General features: G+C 73.9%; 20 protein-coding genes. 8 read left to right on the top strand and 12 right to left on the bottom strand.

All coding sequences use genetic code 11. The annotated features are described in order from the left end of the window. Positions 1–141: 141 nt before the first annotated feature. The 9 genes from ACH4UK_RS32625 to ACH4UK_RS32665 form a co-directional block, all read right to left on the bottom strand. Positions 142–2,502, bottom strand: coding sequence for a hypothetical protein (locus ACH4UK_RS32625; protein WP_398362182.1), 2,361 nt, complete (start codon positions 2,500–2,502; stop codon positions 142–144). 14 nt (positions 2,503–2,516) lie between these two features. Continuing rightward, entirely contained in the window at positions 2,517–3,884 is a 1,368-nt protein-coding gene (locus tag ACH4UK_RS32630; RefSeq protein WP_398362184.1) for a YcaO-like family protein, read from the bottom strand. Beyond that, a complete protein-coding gene (locus ACH4UK_RS32635; protein ID WP_398362186.1) occupies positions 3,881–5,668 on the bottom strand; it encodes a CocE/NonD family hydrolase in 1,788 nt (595 codons plus the stop codon). Before ACH4UK_RS32635 ends, ACH4UK_RS32630 begins: the two co-directional genes overlap by 4 nt. Next, a complete protein-coding gene (locus ACH4UK_RS32640; RefSeq protein WP_398362188.1) occupies positions 5,665–6,660 on the bottom strand; it encodes a hypothetical protein in 996 nt (331 codons plus the stop codon). Before ACH4UK_RS32640 ends, ACH4UK_RS32635 begins: the two co-directional genes overlap by 4 nt. A 191-nt stretch (positions 6,661–6,851) precedes the next feature. Further along, complete coding sequence (amiA, locus tag ACH4UK_RS32645; protein WP_398362190.1) at positions 6,852–6,986, bottom strand: streptamidine family RiPP; 135 nt, start codon at positions 6,984–6,986, stop codon at positions 6,852–6,854. Between the two features lie 69 nt (positions 6,987–7,055). Continuing rightward, complete coding sequence (locus ACH4UK_RS32650) at positions 7,056–7,973, bottom strand: ABC transporter ATP-binding protein (protein ID WP_398362192.1); 918 nt, start codon at positions 7,971–7,973, stop codon at positions 7,056–7,058. Positions 7,974–8,087: 114 nt separating this feature from the next. Then, positions 8,088–9,146, bottom strand: coding sequence for a FecCD family ABC transporter permease (locus tag ACH4UK_RS32655; RefSeq protein WP_398362194.1), 1,059 nt, complete (start codon positions 9,144–9,146; stop codon positions 8,088–8,090). A 141-nt stretch (positions 9,147–9,287) separates the two neighbouring features. Continuing rightward, positions 9,288–10,349 (bottom strand): FecCD family ABC transporter permease, encoded by a 1,062-nt coding sequence (locus ACH4UK_RS32660; protein ID WP_398362196.1) that lies wholly within the window; start codon positions 10,347–10,349, stop codon positions 9,288–9,290. Further along, the gene (locus tag ACH4UK_RS32665; protein WP_398362198.1) at positions 10,346–11,326 is read right to left on the bottom strand and encodes an ABC transporter substrate-binding protein; all 981 of its coding nucleotides are present in this window, start codon (positions 11,324–11,326) and stop codon (positions 10,346–10,348) included. Before ACH4UK_RS32665 ends, ACH4UK_RS32660 begins: the two co-directional genes overlap by 4 nt. Positions 11,327–11,525: 199 nt before the next feature. Between ACH4UK_RS32665 and ACH4UK_RS32670 the strand changes: the two genes are divergently transcribed. Continuing rightward, positions 11,526–12,803 (top strand): hypothetical protein, encoded by a 1,278-nt coding sequence (locus ACH4UK_RS32670; protein ID WP_398362200.1) that lies wholly within the window; start codon positions 11,526–11,528, stop codon positions 12,801–12,803. 175 nt (positions 12,804–12,978) lie between these two features. Here the strand turns inward: ACH4UK_RS32670 and rpsN are convergent, their stop codons facing one another. Then, positions 12,979–13,284: a 30S ribosomal protein S14 gene (gene rpsN, locus ACH4UK_RS32675; protein WP_398362202.1), complete on the bottom strand. Its 306-nt coding sequence runs from the start codon at positions 13,282–13,284 to the stop codon at positions 12,979–12,981. Then, positions 13,284–13,520: a 50S ribosomal protein L28 gene (rpmB, locus tag ACH4UK_RS32680; RefSeq protein ID WP_398362204.1), complete on the bottom strand. Its 237-nt coding sequence runs from the start codon at positions 13,518–13,520 to the stop codon at positions 13,284–13,286. The genes rpsN and rpmB overlap by 1 nt, the downstream gene beginning before the upstream one ends. A gap of 70 nt (positions 13,521–13,590) precedes the next feature. Here rpmB and rpmG point away from each other — a divergent pair, with 70 nt between their 5' ends. From rpmG to ACH4UK_RS32705, 5 genes are all read left to right on the top strand, one after another. Continuing rightward, positions 13,591–13,755 (top strand): 50S ribosomal protein L33, encoded by a 165-nt coding sequence (rpmG, locus tag ACH4UK_RS32685; RefSeq protein ID WP_398362206.1) that lies wholly within the window; start codon positions 13,591–13,593, stop codon positions 13,753–13,755. Between the two features lie 61 nt (positions 13,756–13,816). Continuing rightward, on the top strand, positions 13,817–14,071 hold the full coding sequence (locus ACH4UK_RS32690) for a type B 50S ribosomal protein L31 (RefSeq protein WP_398362207.1): 255 nt from the start codon (positions 13,817–13,819) through the stop codon (positions 14,069–14,071). Then, positions 14,068–15,222, top strand: coding sequence for a CobW family GTP-binding protein (locus ACH4UK_RS32695; RefSeq protein WP_398362209.1), 1,155 nt, complete (start codon positions 14,068–14,070; stop codon positions 15,220–15,222). Before ACH4UK_RS32690 ends, ACH4UK_RS32695 begins: the two co-directional genes overlap by 4 nt. Before the next feature lie 136 nt (positions 15,223–15,358). After that, complete coding sequence (gene rpsR / locus ACH4UK_RS32700; RefSeq protein ID WP_398362211.1) at positions 15,359–15,607, top strand: 30S ribosomal protein S18; 249 nt, start codon at positions 15,359–15,361, stop codon at positions 15,605–15,607. Positions 15,608–15,692: 85 nt separating this feature from the next. Then, on the top strand, positions 15,693–17,342 hold the full coding sequence (locus ACH4UK_RS32705) for an MFS transporter (protein ID WP_398362213.1): 1,650 nt from the start codon (positions 15,693–15,695) through the stop codon (positions 17,340–17,342). Positions 17,343–17,571: 229 nt separating this feature from the next. On the opposite strand, the gene ACH4UK_RS32710 is transcribed toward ACH4UK_RS32705, so the two are convergent. After that, positions 17,572–18,015 carry a subtilase-type protease inhibitor gene (locus ACH4UK_RS32710; RefSeq protein ID WP_398362215.1) on the bottom strand — a complete coding sequence of 148 codons (444 nt, stop codon included), beginning with the start codon at positions 18,013–18,015 and terminating at the stop codon, positions 17,572–17,574. Between the two features lie 578 nt (positions 18,016–18,593). Between ACH4UK_RS32710 and ACH4UK_RS32715 the strand changes: the two genes are divergently transcribed. Then, positions 18,594–19,400, top strand: coding sequence for an ABC transporter ATP-binding protein (locus ACH4UK_RS32715; RefSeq protein ID WP_398362319.1), 807 nt, complete (start codon positions 18,594–18,596; stop codon positions 19,398–19,400). Continuing rightward, complete coding sequence (locus tag ACH4UK_RS32720) at positions 19,397–20,371, top strand: ABC transporter substrate-binding protein (RefSeq protein WP_398362217.1); 975 nt, start codon at positions 19,397–19,399, stop codon at positions 20,369–20,371. Before ACH4UK_RS32715 ends, ACH4UK_RS32720 begins: the two co-directional genes overlap by 4 nt. Position 20,372 lies beyond the last annotated feature (1 nt).

The following is a 20,372-nucleotide window of genomic DNA, read 5'->3' on the forward strand; positions in this document are numbered from 1 at the left end:
CGGGGGGTGGCGCGTGTGCGCATCGAGGGCGTGGGCGTCGGGGGTGGCGCGTGTGCGCGTCGGGGGCGGGTGCGCGTCGAGGGGCGTGGGCGTCGGGGGTGCGGCCGCCGTGGGCGTCGGAGCTGCTGGTGGGCCCCGGGGTCACGGGGGTGGGGCGGGTTCTGGTGCGCTCCCGGTGGATGCCGGGGTGCCCCCGAGGGCCACGCCGTGCACGATCCAGTCGCGTCCGGGGGCGTCACCGAGCGCCGAGCCCAGGTCGGCCTGCTGCCAGGAACCGATGGGGCGTGAGCGCAGGCCGAGCGCGGCGGCATGGGCCTGGGCCGCGCCGGCCGCGTATCCGGCGGCGAGGTGGCTGCTGCGGACGACCGCCGGCGGGGCGTCGTCGGGACAACCGTGGGCGAGGAGCACCGCACCTGCGGCGCCGATCCACTGCTGACCGGCGGCCCAGCGGGCGAGGGTGGGACGCGCGTCGCCGGAAGCGCGGACGGCGAGGTCCCGACTGCTGGGAGCCGTCGCGTACAGGGCCGGGACGGCACCGCCGGCCGCTGCGGTCCAGTCGGGTCCGTTCGACCGTGCTGTCTGTGCGGTGGCCAGGATCCGGGCGAGCAGGTCGGCGCGGGGCGGGTGGTCCAGATCGTCCGGCGCGGCGCTCCGGCGCGTCTCCAAGGTGGCGTCCGTCACGGGCCCGGGGCGCGGGGCCGGGTGCCAGGTGCCGCCGGGCAGCTCGGGGGCCTGGGCGATGTGGTCCAGCAGGTGCCGTGCTGCGGCGAGTTGGCGGGGTGGGGCGGTGTCGGCCCCGGGGTGCGGGGCAGGAGCCTCAGCTCGGGGCGCGGCGGCCCAGGCGCTCAGCGGGTCGACGGCGTCGACGGGCCCGCCCGGGGGTGTGCACCGGACTGCAGCCAGAGGCAGTTCCGGCTCGGTGCCGGGCCAGAGGCCCTGCCACTCCGGGGCACGGGGCAGCCCGGCGGCGGCGGAGAGCAGAGCGCCGTCCGCGTCGAGGCAGACCCGGACATCGCCGCCCGGGGATCCGGCCAGGGCGAGGGCCAGGGCGACGGCGGCGTGGCCCGTGTCCAGGAGGAGCAGCGGCCAGGCCCGGTGGCCGTAGTGCGCAACGGTGCGGGACACAGTCGCGGTGAGGACGACGAGGAGGCCCGGGGGCGTGTCGTCGGGGGCCGGGCCGCGCGGGTGGGCACGGTGGGTGCGCGGGTCGTAGGCGTAGCGTCCGGGCGGCAGCGAGCACCCCGGCCCGAGCAGCAGGTGGGCCCGCACCGGGTGCAGGGCACCCGCCGAGGGAACGGGTCGCAGTCGGCCCGGCGTGCCGGCGGGCACGGCCAGCGACAGCCGCAGCACACGGTCGAGGTCGATGGTGGCTCCGGCTCCGCCTCCGGTTCCGGTTCCGGTTCCGGCCAAGGGCAGCCCGGATCCGTCCCAGGGGAACGGGCGCTCCGGAACGTACGGGGAGAGGGCTGGGACACGCGGAGACCGGGCGTCCGCCAGCGCCTGGCGCAGGAAGCCCGGTGCGGGACGCCCGGCGCGGGCCCCGAGTGCCACGCCGCCCGGGGCCGACCCGGGCGCGGCGGCGCGAGAGGGCGTGCCTGGCGGCACGGGGGCCGGTCCGGCGACATGGGCGAGAGGCGGCATGTCGGGCGGCCCTGGGGCGGGCTCGGAGGGCAGGGCGGCGCGCGTGCCGGAGGCGGCCGCGCCGGACAGCGCGGCGCGCGTCCCGGAATCGGAGGCGTCGGGCAGCGCGGCGCGCGTCCCGGATACGGGCAGGTCGGGCGGCACGATGGAGGCCCCGGAGGCGGGCGCATCGGACAGCGCGGCACTCGTCCCGGAGGCGGGTCCGGAGACGCCTGCGACAGGTCGCGCGTCCAACTTCCCGGCGGCGACCGCGTTGCGCTGCGCGGCCCAGACCTCGGAATCGGGCGCATCGGACAGAGCGGCACCCGTCCCGGAGACGGCCGCGCCGGACAGCGCGGCTCGCGCCCCGACAGCGGGAGCGGTGAGCAGCGCGGGAGCGGAGCCGGAGACGCCCGCGACAGGTCGCGCATCGGACTTCCCGCCGGCGAACGCGTCGGGCAGCGCGGCACTCACCCCCACAGCGGGCGCACCAGGCAGCGCGGCGCTCACCCCGACAGCGGGCGCAGGAGCCGGTCCCGAGACGCCCGCGACAGGTCGCGCGTCGGACATCTCGGCAGCGAACGCGTCGGGCAGCGCGGCACTCACCCCCACAGCGGGCTCGGTGAGCAGCGCGGGAGCCGGTCTCGAGACGTCCGCGACAGGTCGCGCGTCGGACTCCCCGGCGGCGAACGCATCGGGCAGCCCGGCACGCACCCCGAGAGCAGGCGCATCGGGCAGCACAGCGCGCGTCCCGGAAGCGGGCGCGGCAACTCGGCCCGCCGTCTCCGGGGCCTCCGGGGCCTCCGGGGCCTCCGGGGTCTCCGGGGTCTCCGGGGTCTCCGGGGTCTCCGGGGTCTCCGGGGTCTCCGGGGTCTCCGGCATGGTGGCACGCTCCTTTACATGTGCGGCGGCGGGGCGAGGGTGAAGCCCCCTGGGCCGGTGGGCGGTTGGGACCTCCAGCCCCGGGCAAGCGCCGCGTCCGCGAAACGTGGGCAGCCGAAGTAGCCGAACGCCGCCGGGGCGTTGGGGATCAGCCCGGAGACCAGGACGCGGGCGACGCGCAGGCTGGTCTCGGCGACGTCCTCCGTGGTGAGGTCCGCGGTGATCACCCGGTGTCCCCCGGCGGCCAGCGCCGCGTCCAGCGCGGTGCGGCTGCCGGGGGCGATACCGGTGACCGGGACGACGCCCAGGGCCGGTTCGGTGAACCGGCGTGCGAGGGGGGCCATTCGGTCGTCCAGCCAGACCTGGACATGGGCCCCTAGGTCCCGTACCGCGGCGAACTCGGGCCCGCAGTCGTCGAGATAGCGCCGATCGGCACGGTGGTCGAGGTAGAGGCCGCGGGCGAGCATCCCGGCTTCCACCGCCCGGTACACCCAGCCGTCGGCGTCCACCGCGCCCTGGGTGAACACCCACGTGTGCACGGCCTCCAGAACAGCCTTGCGGGCAGCCTCCGCCGGGTCGTACCGGCAGGCGAAGCCCGCCGCGTAGATGCCCCGCCCCGGATCGTGCACGAGGGCCGCCACGCAGGGGGCGAACTCGGAGGGCATCTCCACGATGTGCACGTCCAGCTCGCAGCCGGCCAGGTCCTCGGTGAGTCCGGGAACGCTTGCCGGGTCGATGCCCCGGGTGGGGCCGTCCAGGTGCCACCACAGCTCCAGCGCGTCGCGCTCGACGACTTCGAGGAGCCCGCGTTCGACGGCGTCGTCGAGGCCCTGCCCGGTGGCGATGCCCGCGTAGTTGAGGTGGTGGGTGCGGGGCAGTGAACGCAGCTCTCCCTGACGCCAGTTGAGGTGGGTCAGTGCGACGGGCGCCCAGCATGACTGCCCGCCCTCGACGGCCCGGGTCCACAGCGCCGGTGTGTCGTGGGTGAGTTCGGCGTACGGGAATCCCTTCCGCCCGTACTGCCAGGGGGCGTACGTCGGTAGAGCACCGGGCCCGTAGACGCGGTGTCCTTCTGCGGTCAGTTCGGCAGCGGTGGCCCGCCGGGGCTCCTGGGCGTGGCCCGGCGGCGGGAGGCGATTGCCGCAGTAGCGTTCGACGGCCTCGGCCACCGCGGCGATCCACGCACCCCGGGGGTCCCCGAACGTGGTGCCGAGCGAGACGCGGTCGGCGGGCCAGGCGCCGAGGCGTCGGGCGTCAGCCACGTCGGCGGTCATCGCGGTGTACCGGGGCGGCGCACCGGTGGGGTGCTCGACGGGAGCGACGTCGCGGATGATTCCGCTGACGGGATCGACGAGGGCTTCGATGGGCAGGGCGCTGGTCAACGGCAGATCTCCGGTACAGGCTCGACGTAGCGGCGTCGGGCGACGACGGGCAGGTGAAGGGCGCTGCCCCGGGGGTTCACGGTGCGGCGGGACGGGGCGAGCCGGGTGGCGGTGACCGGGTCCTCGCCGGTGTGCGGATTACGGGCGTGGGCGGGGAAGTGGTGTCCGGCGATCTCGGCCCGCAGCCGGGTTCCGGCGGGCAGCCGACGGCCCAGCGTGCCGAGCGGCACCGTGACGTCCGCGGGTTCGCCGGGCGGACCGGTGCGCCGGACGATGCCGAGGGCGAGCGGATCCGCTCGCCCCGACGGGTCGAGTGCGGTCAGGCGTACGACCCAGTCGGCACAGGGCGTGTCGGCCGTGACGTTGATCCGGGCGACGGCGGTCCCCGCCAGGTCGAGCGGGCGGGGCAGCGGCGGCGAGAGGAGCAGGCAGCGGTCGGCGCGGTCGCCGCCGGCCGGGACGGCGAGGTCGTCGGAGCGCACGGGACGGTCCGGGTCGGCGCTGAACTCGGCTCCGTGGAGCAGCCGCAGACCGGTGGGCGCGCCGAAGGCCCAGGCGACGGTGCGGTCGGGACCGGCGGCTGCGGTCGGTATGAGGGCTGGGGTCGGGGCCGGGGCCGGGGTCCGGGTCGGGGTCGGGGTCGGCGCCAGGGTCGGGGCCGGGGCGGAGTCCGCGTGCAGGCGGTGATGGTTGCCCGGTGACGGGGGCGGGTCGCCTCCAGCGCTCGCGGTCGGGCGGCGGTTCACTCCCGGCCTCTCCGACCCCTCCGGCCCTTCCCCTGTCTCCGTGCTGTGCCAGCGGCCGCTGCCGCCCAGGGCGATGACCCCGTGCCGTGTCGGCTCCAGGTGCCCTGCGAGCGCGGCGCGGGCCCACCGTACGTACAGCGCACCGAGGTTGATCCGCGCGCGGGACGGTGCGGCCGGGTCGGCGGTGAGGCGGTGGCCCCAGGGTCCGAGCAGCAGGCGGGACGGGCCGCCCCACCCCTGCCACAGGGCCACGGTGTCGTCGGCGAAGGGGTCACGGGTGCCGCCGACGGCGAGCAGCGGAATGCGGGCGGCGGAGCCCAGCGCGACGAGCCGGCCTCGCCCCCGGTCGGCCCACAGCCGGGACCAGGACGGCAGTTCGCGCCCCAGGCCCTCGGCCAGCCGCTCCGCCAGGCGGGCGATCGGGAGGTGCTCCAGCAGCCGGGAGTCGTTCGCGAGGGCCCGTGCCAGCGCGCCCGGGTCGGAGTCGCGACGGTCACCGTGGGCGGCCCACCAGCCCGCTCGGGCCCACAGCCGCTCCGGTCCCCCCGGCTCGCGCGCGGTCTCCGTGAGCCCGAGGGCCGGGACGGCAGCGATGACCGCGTCGGGGGCTCCCTCCCGAAGTGCGCCGGGGGGACCGGTGGGGCGACCGCCCGGGGCTCCGTCCCGGAGGGATTCATCGGGGGCGGCAAGTGCGGTGACGAGGGCGCAGTGCGCGGCGTAGGAAGCGCCTGCGGCGACCACCTCTCCGTTGCTCCACGCCTGTGCGCGCACCCAGGCGACGGTGGCCGCGCCGTCCGTCTCCTCGTGCCCCCCGTAGGGGTGCCACTCCCCCGCCGAACCGTGGCGGCCGCGTACGTCCTGGGCCAGGGCCGCGAATCCGTGTGCCGCCCATCCGCGCAGCTCGGCGCGGTGAGCCCCGCGCCCGTACGGGGTTCTGATCACGACGGCGGGATGAGGGCGGGCCCCGTCCGGGAGGCACACGTCGGTGGCGAGCGCGGTGCCGTCCGGCGTGGAGACGTGGACGGTACGGGTGTTCACCGGCGTGCCTTCGCGGTCCCGGCCCGCGTTCCCACCGGTGTCGGCGTGGGCAGAGGTGCGACGTCCGGGACGGGGAGCACGGCGTGCTCGGTGACGGTGAGGTCGCGCAGGTCGATCCGGCGCAGACGACGGCGTAGTGGGAGGGCGGTGGCCCGGCCCGCTCCGGCTTTGGCTCCCGCTCCCGCTTCGGCTCCGGCTTCCGCTTCGGCTTCCGCTTCGGCTTCGGCTTCGGCTTCGGCTTCGGCTTCGGCTTCAGCTTCAGCTTCAGCTTCGGCCCAGGCGATCAGATCAGCGGTGAGCAGCGCGGCGACCAGCGCGGCGGAGGCCTCCGTGGGGTGCGGTCCCGTGTCGGGGGTGCGGTGTCCGGCCCAGTACGCGGCGAGTTCGCGATGGGCAGCGGTGGCGGCGAGTCTACGGAGGCGGATGTGACGGGACGTGACGTCCGCCGGGGCCGCGGCAAGGGGTTCGGTCCAGCAGTGGGCACCCTCGCGATGGCACCGTAGCCAGGCGATGCGCCGGCCGGGCAGCCGGTCCGCCGCGTCCCAGAGCCCCTCCGGTACGGGCGAGTCGAGGCACCACACCACAGCGACGCGCTCCTCGGGGCGGTGGTCCGCCGTCGACCGGGCCAGTTCCGCCACGCGGTCCGGGGTGATCCGGTGGACCTCTGCCCCCTCCGCCCCGGCGCATCGCGCCACAGGGCCGGTGAGCACGGGGTCCCCGAGGACGTAAACGGTGTGGCCGGCGAGCGGGGCCCGGGGCGGGGCGGACACCGCATGTCCGCCGGCCTCGAACGCCTCGACGAGCCGGGCGAGTTCGGCGGTATGCGAGCTATCGTCCGGCGACCCCTCCCCCACCAGCCGGCGCACCAGGGCTTCACCGGCGACTCCGCCGGTGTCGATGCGCAGGAACTCCCCTCCGGAGGTCCGGAGCACGGGGCCGTCACCGGGGACGGTGACAATCCCGGTGCCGGGAGCGAGTCGACTGCGGGTCACGGGATCCTCCGGGTGCGGGATGCGGATGCGGGGACGGGATGTACGGGAGAACGGGCACAGCGGGGACAGCGGGGAAGTCGGGGTGAGGATGAGGGGGAGCGGGAGTGAACGGGGCGGGCCCGCCCGGAATTTCACCGGGCGGGCCCGCCCCCGCGCTGCGCGGGGAACCTGCCGTCAGCGGCAGGCGTCGCCTACTTCTCTTCCGCGGTGTCGGCCTCGACGGCGTCGTCGAAGGGGTTCTCGACGAGGGCGTTCGAGTGGGTGGCGGAGAGGTGGGCGAGCTGGCCCTGGTCGGCGATCGGGCTGAACACCTTGTTGTGCTCCATGAGTTGAAGCCTCCATTTCGGGTCGGATGGGTGTGGGTCGCGGCGATGGTGCGTGCCGCAGCACAGACACTAATGAATATGATTTTCATTCCGCAATAGCTGGAGCGGATCGACAGGGTGATCTGGGTAACAGACCGGCCAGCCGCCCTCGCCGTCGATCCCCACCCGGCCTTCCACGCCGAGGACTTCGGCCAGCAGCTGACGGGTGACGACCTCGCCCGGGGGCCCGTCGGCGGCGATGCGGCCGTCGCGCAGCGCGACGATCCGGTCGGCGAACCGGGCCGCGTGGTTGAGGTCGTGCAGCACCATCACCACCGTCAGCCGGCGTTCCGCGCGCAGCCGTACGACCGTCTGCAGCACCTCCAGCTGGTGCCGCAGGTCGAGATAGGTGGTCGGCTCGTCGAGGAAGAGCACGCGGGCGTCCTGGGCCAGCGCCATGGCCAGCCGGACGCGTTGACGTTCACCCCCGGACAGGGCGTCCACCGGCCGGTCGGCCCAGGCGGTGACCCCGACGTCCGCGAGCGCCCGGGATGTCACCTCGTCGTCGCCCTCCCGCAGCATCCCGAGCGGCCCCCGAGCGGCATAGCGCCCCTGACGCACAAGCTGGCGCACCGTCAGCCCCGGTACGGACGGCGCCGATTGGTGGAGCAGCGCCACGCGGCGGGCTGCGGCGCGGCGCGGCAGCCGTGCCACGTCGTCGCCTTCGAGCAGTACGCGCCCGCCGCTCGGGGTGAGCAGTCCGGCGGCGAGTTTCAGGAAGGTGCTCTTGCCGCATCCGTTGAGACCGATCAGGGCGACCAGTTCGCCGGAGCGGATGCTCAGGTCCACCCCGCGCAGCACCGCGCGTCCCGGGTAGCCGAAGGCCAGCCCCTCCGCCCGGACGGCATCCGGGCCGGTGTCCGGGCCGACACCCGCGCCCGAACCCGCGGCCGGGCCGGTACCCGCGTCCTGGTTCGTGTCCGGGAGGACCTCTTTGGCCGGGCTCATATACCTGGGTCCTGTCAGGCCTTTCGGCATGCCACCCTCCTCATCCGCTGCCTTCCCCTGCTCTTGATGTCGGCCTTGGCGTCGACGCATCACGTCCGCCCTTCTCGCTCTCTGTCATCGCTCGTCGCCCCGCCGTCGCGCCACGGCCATCAGCAGCCCCGCCCCCACGAAGGTGGTCAGGGCGCCGACCGGCAGGGTCAGCCGGTCCGCGTCGAACACGGTCGCCAGCTGCCGGGACAGCAGTTGGGCGGCGGCGTCCGCCCCGCACACCACCACCGCGCCGAGCAGCGCGGCACCCGGAAGACCGATACGCAGGTCGGCCCCGAAGACGGCCAGCGCCAGATGGGGCACCAGCAGCCCCACGAAGCCGAGCGCGCCCACCGCCGAGACCGCGCCGGCCGTCAGCGCCACCGCGCACACCAGCGCCGCCCCCCGGCCCCGGCCGGTGGCCAGCCCAGCGGCAGCGGCCTGTTCGTCACCGCACCGCAGCAGGGTCAGCGGTCCGGCGAGCAACCACGCCGCCGCGCCCCAGAAGGCCGCCCACGGCCAGAGCAGGTTCCAGTGCTGCCAGACCCGGCCCTCGGTGGAGCCGATCAACCACTGGACGACGCTGCCGAGTTCGCCGGGGGCCACCAGCAGGACGACGGCGGTGAGCCCGGCGAGGACCGCCGACACGAGGACCCCGTAGACAGCCGTCTGCTCCGGGTCGCCCCGGTCCCGCCCGGCGAGCAGCCACAGCAGCCCTGCCCCGACGAATCCGCCGAGGCAGGCCGCCACGACCACGGCCGTGGGGGATTCCCAGCCCGCGAGGCCTAGGCCGGTCGCGCCCACCGCACCGAGCACCGCACCGGGGGTGACACCGGTGACCTCGGGTCCGGCCAGCGGATTGCGCAGGGCCGACTGGAGCACGAGCCCGGCCACCCCGAGGCTGGCCCCGGCGACCAGCGCCACCAGCAGCCGGGGCAACCGCAGTTGGAGCACGATGTGCTCGGCGGTGGGGTCGTCGCCGCCCCCGAGCAGCACGGCCCGCACGCCCTCGGGGGTGACGCCCCGGCCGGCGAACAGATCGGCACAGGCCACCGCGGCGACAAGCAGCGCCAGGAAGCCCATCCGGACGCCCGGTGCACGCAGGACGCGACGGGCCGGTCCGGGTACGGATTCGAGGAGAGTCATCGCGCCACCCTTCGCCGGACCACGGTTTCGAGGAAAGTCATCGCGCCACCCTTCGCCGGACCACGGTTTCGAGGAGCGCCATCGCGCCGCCTGAGGAGAGTCATCGCGCCGCCCTTCGTCGGGCCAGGAGTTCGAGAGCGGTCATCGTTCCGCCTTCCGCAGGACAGGAGCGGGGACGGTCGGCGGACTCCCCGGTACGGGCAGGACCACGGGCCCCCGGTCCCGGGCGGGCCGGCCGCCCCGCTTGAGGAGCACGACCCCCACCGGCACTCCGACCAGCGCGGTCCACGCGCCCACGGGCGTCTCGACGGGAGCGAGCGCCAGCCGGGCCGGCTGATCGGCGCACAGCACGACGATCGCCCCGCACACGGCGGACCGGACGAGCCAGCCGGCCGCGCCGCCGTCCGGGCGGAGCCGGCGGGCGAGGTGAGGGGCGAGGAAGCCGACCCAGGCCACCGGCCCGCAGACCGCGACGACGGGGGCGATCAGGACGACGGCGATGCCCAGCGCGGCGACCCGCGCCCGTTCGACCCGTACGCCCAGTGCTCGGGCGTCGTCGTCGCCCAGCCGCAGCACACCGAGCACCGGCACGCACAGCACCAGCGCCGGTACGGCGACGGCCAGCCAGGGCAGCAGGCCGGTGACGTCGTCCCAGGTGCGGGCGGACAGACTGCCCAGCAGATAGCGGTAGATGAGCTGGAGGTCCAACTGGTCGGCCATGACCATGAGGACCAGCAGTCCCGCCTGGAGCGCGGCGGCGACGGCGGCCCCGGTGAGCAGGACAGCCGAGGGGCTCCGCCCGAATCCGGCGGCGACCAGGGTGAGCAGACCGCCGAGCGCCGCCCCGGCCAGCGCGAGGAACGGCTGCAGCCCGAGCGGGACGGCCAGGGTCAGCACCAGGGGCGCGGCGACGCCCAGCGCGGCCCCGGAGGAGACTCCCAGCATCTCCGGCACCGCCAGCGGGTTGCGCAGGGCCTCCTGGAGGACGAGACCCGCGGCGCCCAGGCAGGCGCCGGCGATCAGCGCCAGCACCAGGCGGGGCAGCCGCAGTTCGGTGACGACGAGCCCCGCAAGTCCGTCGGCCCCCAGGGTGGCCGGGAGCCTGGCGGGCGGGACGTACGGCGTGCCGAGGCTGAGGGCGCAGACCGCGCTCGCCAGGGCGGCGGCACCCAGGCAGAGCAGCGCGACGGGCGGGCGCCTCACCGCAGTGCGGCCGTCGCCTCGTCGAGGACGATGCCCAGGGAGCGGGTGCCGCGCCCCTTGGCCCAGACCTCGGAGTCGACTTCGATGACCTTGCCGTTCTGCACGGCCGGGATGCGTGACCAGAGGGGGTTCTTCGCCAGCTTGTCGGAGAGCTTGCCGTCCGGGGCGCCGAAGGACAGGGTCTCCACGAACAGGACGTCGACGTCCCGGGCGAGGATCTCCTCCAGGCTGTAACTGCCGTCGACGCCCCGGCTCTTCCACGGGTAGTGGGAGATCCTCGGGAACAGTCCGGCCGCCACGTCGGTCTCCGGGGTGGCCACGCCGAAGTTCTCGTCGCTGCCGTAGACGATCAGCGCGGTCTTGTCGCTCTTCGCCTTCTCCGCCTCTGCCAGGCGGGTGCGGAAGGCCTGCTCGGCCTTCTCGCCCTGCCCGGTGCGGCCGGTGAGCGCGGCGAGGTTCCGCAGGTAGCCGACGCTGTCCTGCCAGGATCCGGGCTGGACCGGCCAGAAGGTCGTGGCGCCCTTCAGCGCGGGGCCCAGCTTGCCGTGCGTGTCCTCCAGGCCGATCACCAGGTCGGGCCGGTGGGACAGGATCGCCTCGACCTCGGGGCTCAGGAAGCCGCCGGGCACGACCGGTATCGTCGCCGCCTTCTCCTTGCCCAGGAACTTCGGATGCGCGAGCACCTGGGAGTTGGTGGCGGTGGGGGTCATGCCCAGCTCGACGAGGATGTCGTCGCAGAGGGCGACCAGGCAGACGATCTTCTTCGGCGGCTTCGGCAGGGAGACCGTGACGCCCTTGGCATCGGTGATCCGGGTGGCGGCCTCGATGGGCCGCACCTCCGTGCTCGTACGGGCTCCGGCGCCGGCCGCGGCAGCCGGATTCCCGGTGTCGGCGTTCTCGGTTCCGCAGCCGGCCAGCAGGCCTCCCAGTACGGCGATCGCGGCCCAGCGGCGGACTCTCAGCGCGGTTCGTGGCATCGACGGTCCCTCAACGTTCCTGTGCGGTCCCGGGGATGCGGCAGAGCGGGCGACGGAGCCCCGGGAGCGATCCCCGCCACAAGCCGAAACCTTACACATGATTATCATTTCCAATAAAGTGAGCGGGGTCCTCGCCGAGACCCACCGGCCCCTCCACCCCTGCCAACCCCACCGGCCCCGCCGACCCCAGGAGATCGCCATGCCGCACACCTCCCGCCCCTCGCCCCACGCACCGCCGCGCCTCCTGGTCGCGGACCATGTCGCGGGGCGGATCAGCCTGTTGGACCTCCCGGACGGCAAGGAGCGCGCGGAGCTCAACCACCGGCATCTCGCCGAGCACGCGGGCTTCCTGGCCCTGCCGGGCGACCTCAGCGCCTGCGTGGACGACCGGGCGGGCGAGCTCTTGATCCTCGATCCCTACGGCCCCGGCGCGGGCCGGCCGCTGGTCCGGCGACGGATACCGGTCGCCGTGCCCGCCGAGCACATGGCGGCCGACCCGACGGGGCGGTACCTCGCGGTGACCACCGGACTCGGCCGCAACGAGGAAGCCTGGACCGGGCTTCTGACCGCCGTCGACCTCGACGCACCGGACGGCGCCGCCGCCGTACGCGTACGGGGGCGCACCGGCGAGCCGGGGGTCACGGTCCTCGGCGGACCGTCCCCGCTCGTGGTGCTGCGGCACCGGGAACCGGGCGAGCTGGTGGTCCACCGGCACGGCACGCTGATGCGCTCGGCCCCCTCCTGCCCTCCGGCGGTCGCGGCCCGGCAAATCTCCCTGCCGGACGACGACGGGCACGGCGACGCCCACGACCCGCTCACGGGGCGCATGTTCGCCGCCGCGGGCTCGGGGGTGCATCGCGCACGACGGAAAGGGGACGACCTCGCGATGGAGGCTCCCCTGTCGTGGTCCGCCGACGGGCGCTCCGGCGGGCGCGGCTACTACCTGCGGCTCGACCCGGTGCGGCGCATGCTCTGGTCCTGCGTGCGCGGCGGACCCGGCGACCCCGGGCAGTGGCCGGACTGGTCCAACGACGCGTGGTGGCACCGGCTCGACACGGGTGAGACGGGCCGACTGGCCCTCGGCCCCGGGCTGGTCTTCCGGCTCGCGGTGACCGCGCACCACATCGCGTACACCCGTGTCCACCCGGACGGCGACGAGCTGATCCTGCTCACCGCGCCTCCTGGCCCCGGATCCCGCCCGGAGGTCCGTGCGCGCCTGCCCCTACCCGCCATGTCCGGTGCACCCCGGGCCGGCGGCACTCCGTGGGACGGCGTGCAGCGGCGGGCCGTCGCCGCCTCCCCCGGCGGGAGCCTGGTCGCGGTCAGCCGGGGAGGACACGGCGAGATCCATGTCTTCGACGCGGACCGGGCGGCCCCGGTCACCACCCTGACCGTCCCGACCCTCCTGGACGACGGCGGCCATCTCGCGCTCCTCTCCCCCGGGGACGGAGCGCACGCCGACCCGGTCGGCCGCTGAGCGAGACGCCGCGGGTGGTGGTGCGGCAGGACCACCGCACCACCACCCGCCCCGCCGCACCCGAACCGGCGTCACCAGCAGGATCACCGGCACCGCCATCAGTGCGACCGGCGTCACCAGCAGGATCACCGGCACCGCCATCAGTGCGACCGGCGGCTCTGTCAGAACGACCGTGTCACCAGGAGGACTTGGTCACGCCCGGCAGGAATCCCGCGTGCGCCTGCTCACGCATCCGGACCCGGGAGAGCCCGAACCTGCGCAGGTATCCCCGGGGCCTGCCGTCGACGCTGTCACGGTTGCGGACCCGCGTCGCGCTGGCGTCGCGCGGCTGACGGCGCAACTCCTCGACGGCGGCGGCCCGGTCACGTTCCGGCGTGCCGGGCCGGCGGATGAGTTCCTTGAGCTCGGCCCTGCGTACGGCATGGCGCTCGACGATCGCCTGACGCCGGTCGTTCCGCGCGATCTTGCTCTTCTTCGCCATCAGACCTTCTCCCCCCGCGCGCGGATGCGCGCGACCGCGGCGTCGATGCCGATGCTGTCGATGGCCTTGATCGCCCGAGCACTCAGAGTGAGGCGCACGAACCGCCCCTCACTGGGCAGCCAGTACCGCTTGCGCTGAATATTCGGGTCGAACCGACGGGAAGTCCGGCGGTGCGAGTGGGAGATGGTGTTGCCGAATCCCGGCTTCGAGCCGGTCAGTTGGCAGTGGGCGGACATGAAGGTTACCTGCCTCTCCTGTGACGCATCCATTATTGAAAATGGAAACCATTGCCATATAGTAGCGCCCATGGCTCGCAACGAAGTACGCCCGGTCATCAAGCTCCGCTCCACCGCGGGGACCGGCTACACCTACGTCACCCGTAAGAACCGGCGGAACGACCCCGACCGGATGGTCCTGCGCAAGTTCGACCCGATCGCCCGCCGCCATGTCGACTTCCGCGAGGAGCGCTGAGACCCGCCCGGTCGGCCCCCTCCCCCGCAGACCCCTGAAGCCCAACCCCGAGGACACCGTCATGAAGCCCGGAATCCACCCCGCCTACCGCCCTGTCGTCTTCCGCGACAAGGCCGCCGACTTCGCGTTCCTGACCCGCTCGACCCTGTCCAGCGACCGCACCGTCGAGTGGGAGGACGGCGCCACCTACCCGGTGGTCGACGTGGAGATCTCCTCCGCGAGCCACCCCTTCTACACCGGCACCGCCCGCGTCCTGGACACCGCCGGACGCGTCGAGCGCTTCGAGCGCCGCTACGGACGCGGTGAGGCACGGTGAGCGAGCACCGCACCAGGCTGCCCGTCGTCATCGTCTGCGGCCTGCACTCCGAAGCACGCCGCGACGTGGTGGAAGGACTGCTGCGGGAGGTTCCGCACAGCGTCGCGCTGCACCACGACCTGTCGACGGCCACCGCCGGAACGGTCCATCGCTCGCTGCGGGACTCCGCCGGCGAGCTGGCCTCGGGCGAAGCGCCCCTGGTGAACGAGTGCGCCTGCTGCGCATTGCGCGAGGACCTCGTCCCCGAGCTCGAACGGCTCGCCGAGGACGGGCTGACCCGCCTCGCCGTCCTGGAGCTCTGGGACTCCGTCGAGCCGAAGTCCATGGCCGAGGTGATCGGCGCCCACACCGACGCCGCCGAGGTGACCAGCGTGTTCGCCGCGGTCGACCCCACCCTCGTCCTGCCCTGCCTGGTCAACGGCGACGATCTGGCCGAGGCCGGTCTCGCGGCGGCGCCGGCCGACCGGCGGACCATCGGCGACACCTGGGCGCGGCAGGTGGAGTACGCGACCGTCCTGGCCGTGGCGCAGAACCCGGCGGCCGACGACGAGGACCACGCGCTGATCCGGCAGCTCAATCCGACTGCCCGTCGGGTGGCCGCCGGGTCGCCCGAGTTGGCCCGGCTCGCCTTCGCCGGGTTCGACGTGGAGGCGGCGGCCGCGGGCCAGCACCCCGCCTGCGCGCTGCTTCCCCAGGAGGCGGAGGAGGCCGGGGTGGGCACGCTCGTCTGGCGTCGGCACCGCCCCTTCCACCCCGAGCGCCTCCTCGACGCCCTGGAGGACCTGAGCTGTGCGGCGGCCCGCAGCCGGGGCCGGTTCTGGCTCGCGGACCGGCCCGACACCCTGCTGTCCTGGGACGCGGCGGGCGGCGCGCTCTGTGTGGAGAACACCGGCCCGTGGCTCGCCTCGCTGCCGGACGCCGCCTGGTCCATGGTGCCGCCCTACCGGCGGGCGGCCGCCGCGCTGGACTGGCACCCCGAACACGGCGACTGCTGCCAGCACCTGGTCTTCGTCTCCCCCGGCCTCGACCGCGACGGCCTGACCGGACTGCTGGACTCCTGCCTGCTCACGGACGAGGAGTACGGCTCGGGCCGGGAGGCCTGGAAGAGCCTGCCCGCCGCGTTCGACGCTCTCCTCGACCCGGTCCACTGACGCCGCCCGTGCGGCCCGCGCCCCCGGCTCCGTAACCCCGTGACCACCACGCCCCCTTTAACCCCTGACCCCACGACCCCGCAACACGTCGACCACCGACGGCACTCAGCTGTCGCACCGAGCACGAGGAACCCTCATGGCACACCGGCAGGACCCCCGCAAACCGATCAAGAACCGGCCGAACCCCCTGGACGCCGCCAGGATCACGTACATCGACTACAAGGACACCGATCTGCTGCGGAGGTTCATCTCCGACCGGGGGAAGATCCGCAGCCGCCGGGTCACCCGGATCAGCGCCCAGCAGCAGCGGCAGATGGCGGCGGCCATCAAGAACGCCCGCGAGATGGCCCTGCTGCCGTACTCCGGATCCGCGGCGGGCCAGTAGCCCCGCACACCGCCCCCGCCCCCGCGGCGGGGCCGCGTTCGCGGCTCGGGATGCAGCACCGGGGCAGTCCGAGGACCATGGACGCATGGGCAGAGACATCCCGGAAAAAGGCACCCCCGGTCCGAGGTCATCGGATCCGGGAACAGCGGGTCGGCAGGGCGGCCCGCCGAGTCAGGGGCTCGCTCTCGCGGCCATGCTGTTCGCCGTGTCGATGACGTTCATCGACCAGACCATCGTCGCCATCGCCGCCCCGGACATCATCGACGAACTCGGGCTCACCTCCTCGCAGATGCAGTGGGTCGTCAACGCCTACCTGCTGACGCTGGCCGCGTTCTTCGCCCTGGGCGGACGGCTGTCCGACATCTTCGGGCACCGCCGCGTGATGCTGATCGGCACACTGGTCTTCGTCATCGCCTCCGCGATGTGCGGCGCGGTGCCCGCAGGGGAGTTCGCGCAGGCCTGGCTGATCGGCTTCCGGGCCGTCCAGGGCATCGGCGCGGCCCTGATGTTCCCCGCCGCGCTGGCCGTGGTCATCGCCGTGTTCCCGGTGGAACGGCGCGGCCGGGCGCTGGCCCTGTTCTTCGGGGTGTCCGGGGCCCTCACCGCGGTCGGGCCGCTGCTCGGCGGCTGGCTCACCGCGTGGACCTGGCGGGCGATCTTCTGGGTCAACGTCCCGATCGCCGTCATCGCCGTCGTCCTGGCGCTGCTGGCCCACATCCCGGACCGGGCCCGCCGCGAACCGCTGGACCTGCCCGGCGCGGCGCTGATCGCCGTCGGCATGGGGCTGACCGTGCTGGGTCTCCAGCAGGCGGCGACCTGGGGCTGGGACAGCGTGGCCACCTGGGCGTGCATCGCGGGCGGGCTGTTGGTGCTGGCGGTCTTCTGCCGGCTCGAGCTGCGCACCCGCTATCCGCTGATCAAGCTGCGGGTCTTCCGCGACCTGGCGTTCCGGGTCGACAACGCCGTGCTGTTCTTCTCCATGATGGCGTTCGTCCCGGTGTTCTTCTTCGCCTCCGTGTACGCGCAGGTCTCGCTGAGCGCCTCGCCGAACCAGGCCGCGCTGTATCTCCTGTACTTCTTCATCGGCTTCGGGATCGCCTCCCAGTGGGGCGGCCGGATCCTCGACAAGCGCGGCGCACGCCCGGCGATGAAGCTCGGCACGGCGCTCGGCGCGGTCGGGTTCGCCCTGTGGGCCGGGAAGTTGACGTCGCTGTCCATGCACGACCAGTGGCTGTACGCGGCCATGGCGGGCGCGGGCATCGGACTGCTGCTGGCGCCGGCCTCGACGGACGCGGTGAACCGGGCGATCGACGCCTCGTACGGCGAGGTCACCGGTATCACGCAGACCGTGCGCAACTTCGCCGCCAGCATCGGACTGGCCGTCTACGGCACCATGCTGACCCATACGACGATCACCAAGGTGGACGAGACCCTGCGGAGCAAGGGCGTGCCGGACGGCGCGTCGCGCGATGCGGCCGAGTCCATCGCACAGTCGGTGACCGGCCAGGCGGACTCCCGCGGGCCGTCCGGTTCGGGGCCGGTGGCCGAGACCGTACGGGACTCGATGTCGGCGATCCGGATGGACTTCGCCGAGGCGAACCAGTGGGTGTTCTACGGGATGGCCATCGCCCTGGGCGTCGCCTTCCTGATCTCGCTGCGCCATCCGGGAACCCGGGTGACGCAGGAGTCCTCCTCCGGATCCTCCGCGCCGGCGGCGGAGTCTCCTCGTACGTGAAGCACCGGCGGGAGTCCGGGAGTCGGGGGTCCGGGAGTCCGGCCGTCGAACCGACCGGGGCGGGTCGCTGCCGGCCGCGGCGGAGACGGCTGGGGCGACCGCAGGGCTCCCGGTCGTCTGGACGGGGGCGTGTGCGGGGCACGCCGGGCGGGGCGGAACGCCGGACGCGGTCGGACGGGGCGGAGAGTGTCGCGCTCCCTCACTCCGGCGTCGGCGGGGCCCCGGTGGGTCAGAAGGCGAAGACGGCGTTGTCGTTCATGCTGCCCGCCATCTCGCAGGCGTTGCCGTACGTGGTGCTGAACTGGACCGGCTTGCCCTGCCAGACACCGTGGGCGGTCACCGAGACCGGGTCCCACTGGCGGGTACAGGTCCGGTTCGACGGGCCGGCGGTGAGCTCGGCGAACTTCCCCTGGACCGCGGCCAGCTCCTTGCAGGCCGAGGCGGGAGCGGGGTGGGTCCCCTCGGCGGTGGGGGCACAGGTGAGCGTCACGGCGCGCTCGACGGTGGCGGTCAGCGGGTCCTCGCCGCGGGAGACCGTGAGGACGAGCGCGGAGGGCGCGTAGAGACTCTCCGCCCTCACCGGTGCGGCCTGGGCCGTGGCGGTCGCGAAGCCGCCGAGCAGAAGGGTGCTCGCCGTGACGGTTGCGAAGATCGCGTAAGTGTTGCGTCGCATTAGTGAAAACTCCTTGGTCGAGTGCCTGATTGCGGTCAGGAGTCTTACGCATGCGGAAAGTAGGCGCACATCCACGGCCAGCTTCCAGCCGCAGACGGATGTTCGAGCCGACCGAATGGTCATTCGGGCAGCTCAGACACCCCGCGCGGATCGTCCAGCATATGGACAGGCTTCGGCGGTTCAATCCGAAACGACCCTCTGACCTGCGGATACATCGGAACCTCCCGCTAGGTCACACCGTCGCTTCGGCCGGAAAGTACCGCCATCCGGGGACCCTCGCGCCGGATCGGCACTGCCGGCCACCTCCCCGACGGCACGCGGCAGCGCCCGGCGAGGGGTCCGCGAGCCACGCGCGAGTTACGCGGAGGACACGATTCCGAATCCCCCTTGACCAGGGGAAGTTAGGTTAGGCTAACCTCACGGTCGTGATCGCTCCTGCCCTCGACCGAGAAGACCCACCGCCGCGTCGGCGCTCCGCGCCCGCTGCCGGTGACCCCGCCGCGCCCGCCGGTGCCGAGCCCGGCCCGGCCGCGTCCTTGACGACCCCGGCACCCGACGCCGGCCTCGACGCCCGCAACATGACGATCGCGTACGACCGTACCGACGTCGTGCACGGGGCCGACCTCCGGCTGCCGCGCGGCCGCGTCACCGCGCTCATCGGGCCGAACGGCAGTGGGAAGTCGACCCTCCTGCGGGCCGTGGCCCGGCTGCACAAGGCCCGTACCGGCAGCGTGACCGTGGCGGCCGGGGACACCGGGCCCGTCGACGCCCTCGCCCTGTCGCGCTCCGACTTCGCGCGCCGCGTCACCCTGCTCGCACAGAGCCGGAACGCCCCGGCCGGGCTCAGCGTGCGCGATGTGGTCGGATTCGGCCGGCACCCCTACCGGGGCCGGCTCCGGGGAACCGATCCGGACGGCGCCCGGATGGTCGAGCACGCGCTGACCGTCACGAACCTCGCCGAGTTCGCCGACCGGGGGGTGGAGAGCCTCTCCGGCGGTCAGCTCCAACGCGTCTGGTTCGCCTGCTGCCTGGCTCAGGACACCGACGTCCTCCTCCTCGACGAGCCGACGACCTATCTCGATCTGCGCTACCAGGTGGAGATCCTCGATCTCGTCCGCGATCTGGCCGACACCCACGGCGTCACCGTCGGGGTCGTGCTCCACGACCTCGATCAGGCCGCCGCCGTGGCCGACCAGGTCGTCCTCCTCTCGTCCGGGCGGATCGTCGCCGCGGGCACGCCCGCCGAGGTCTACGCCCCCGAACGGCTCACCGACGCCTACGGCATCCGTATCGACGTCGAACCCGACTCCTCCACCGGCATCCCGCGCACCCGCGCGGTCGGCCGCCACCACCTTCGTTCCGAAAGGCCCAGAACACCCTCATGAAGAACCAGCACCTGATGTGGCCCGCCCTCGCCGCCGCGGCCGCGCTCGCCCTCACGGCCTGCGGCACCACCGAGGCGCCGAAGAAGGAGTCGGCCGGGGACAGCGCGGTGACCGTCACCGACTCCCGCGGCAAGAAGGTCACGCTCGACGGGCCCGCCAAGCGCGTCGTCGGCACCGAGTGGAACGTCGTCGAGACGCTCGTGACCCTCGGCGTCCAGCCGGTCGGCGTGGCCGACGTCAAGGGCTACACCGCGTACGACAAGGCAGCCCCGCTCGCCGAGGGCGTCAAGGACATAGGCACCCGGGGCGAGCCCAGCGTCGCCACCGTCGCCGGTCTGGAGCCCGACCTCATCGTCGCCACCACCGACCTGTCCGACTCCGCCATCGCGCAGCTGTCCAAGGCCGCCCCGGTCGTGGTGGTGCGCGCGGCCGACGCGAGCCGGCAGATCGACCAGATGGTCGACACCGTCGACCTGATCGCCAAGGCCACCGGCACCGAGGACAAGGCCGCGTCGGAGGTCGACTCCTTCCGCAAGGCGGTCGCCGACGGCAGGAAGAAGCTCGCGGACGCCGGACTCGACGGCGAGCAGGTCGCGTTCGCCGACGGCTGGCAGGAGGGCAACCAGGTCTCGGTCCGCCCGTACGCCAAGGGCTCGCTGCTCTCCGACGTCAACACCGAACTCGGCCTCGTCGACCCGTGGAAGCTGAAGGGCGACCAGTCCTACGGCCTGGCGGCGACCGATGTCGAGGGCCTCACGAAGATCGGCGACGCGCGGTTCGCCTACATCGCCAACGACTCCGACGGCGGCGACCCCTTCGCCGACGGCCTCAAGGACAACGCGGTCTGGAAGTCCCTCCCGTTCGTCAAGAACGACGAGGTCCACCGGCTGCCCGACGGCATCTGGATGTTCGGCGGCCCCGCCTCGATGCGCGCGTACATCGACGCCCTCGTCGGCGCGCTGACCGCCTGAC

Source organism: Streptomyces sp. NPDC020884, from assembly GCF_044333935.1.
In the GTDB taxonomy this organism is placed as follows: domain Bacteria; phylum Actinomycetota; class Actinomycetes; order Streptomycetales; family Streptomycetaceae; genus Streptomyces.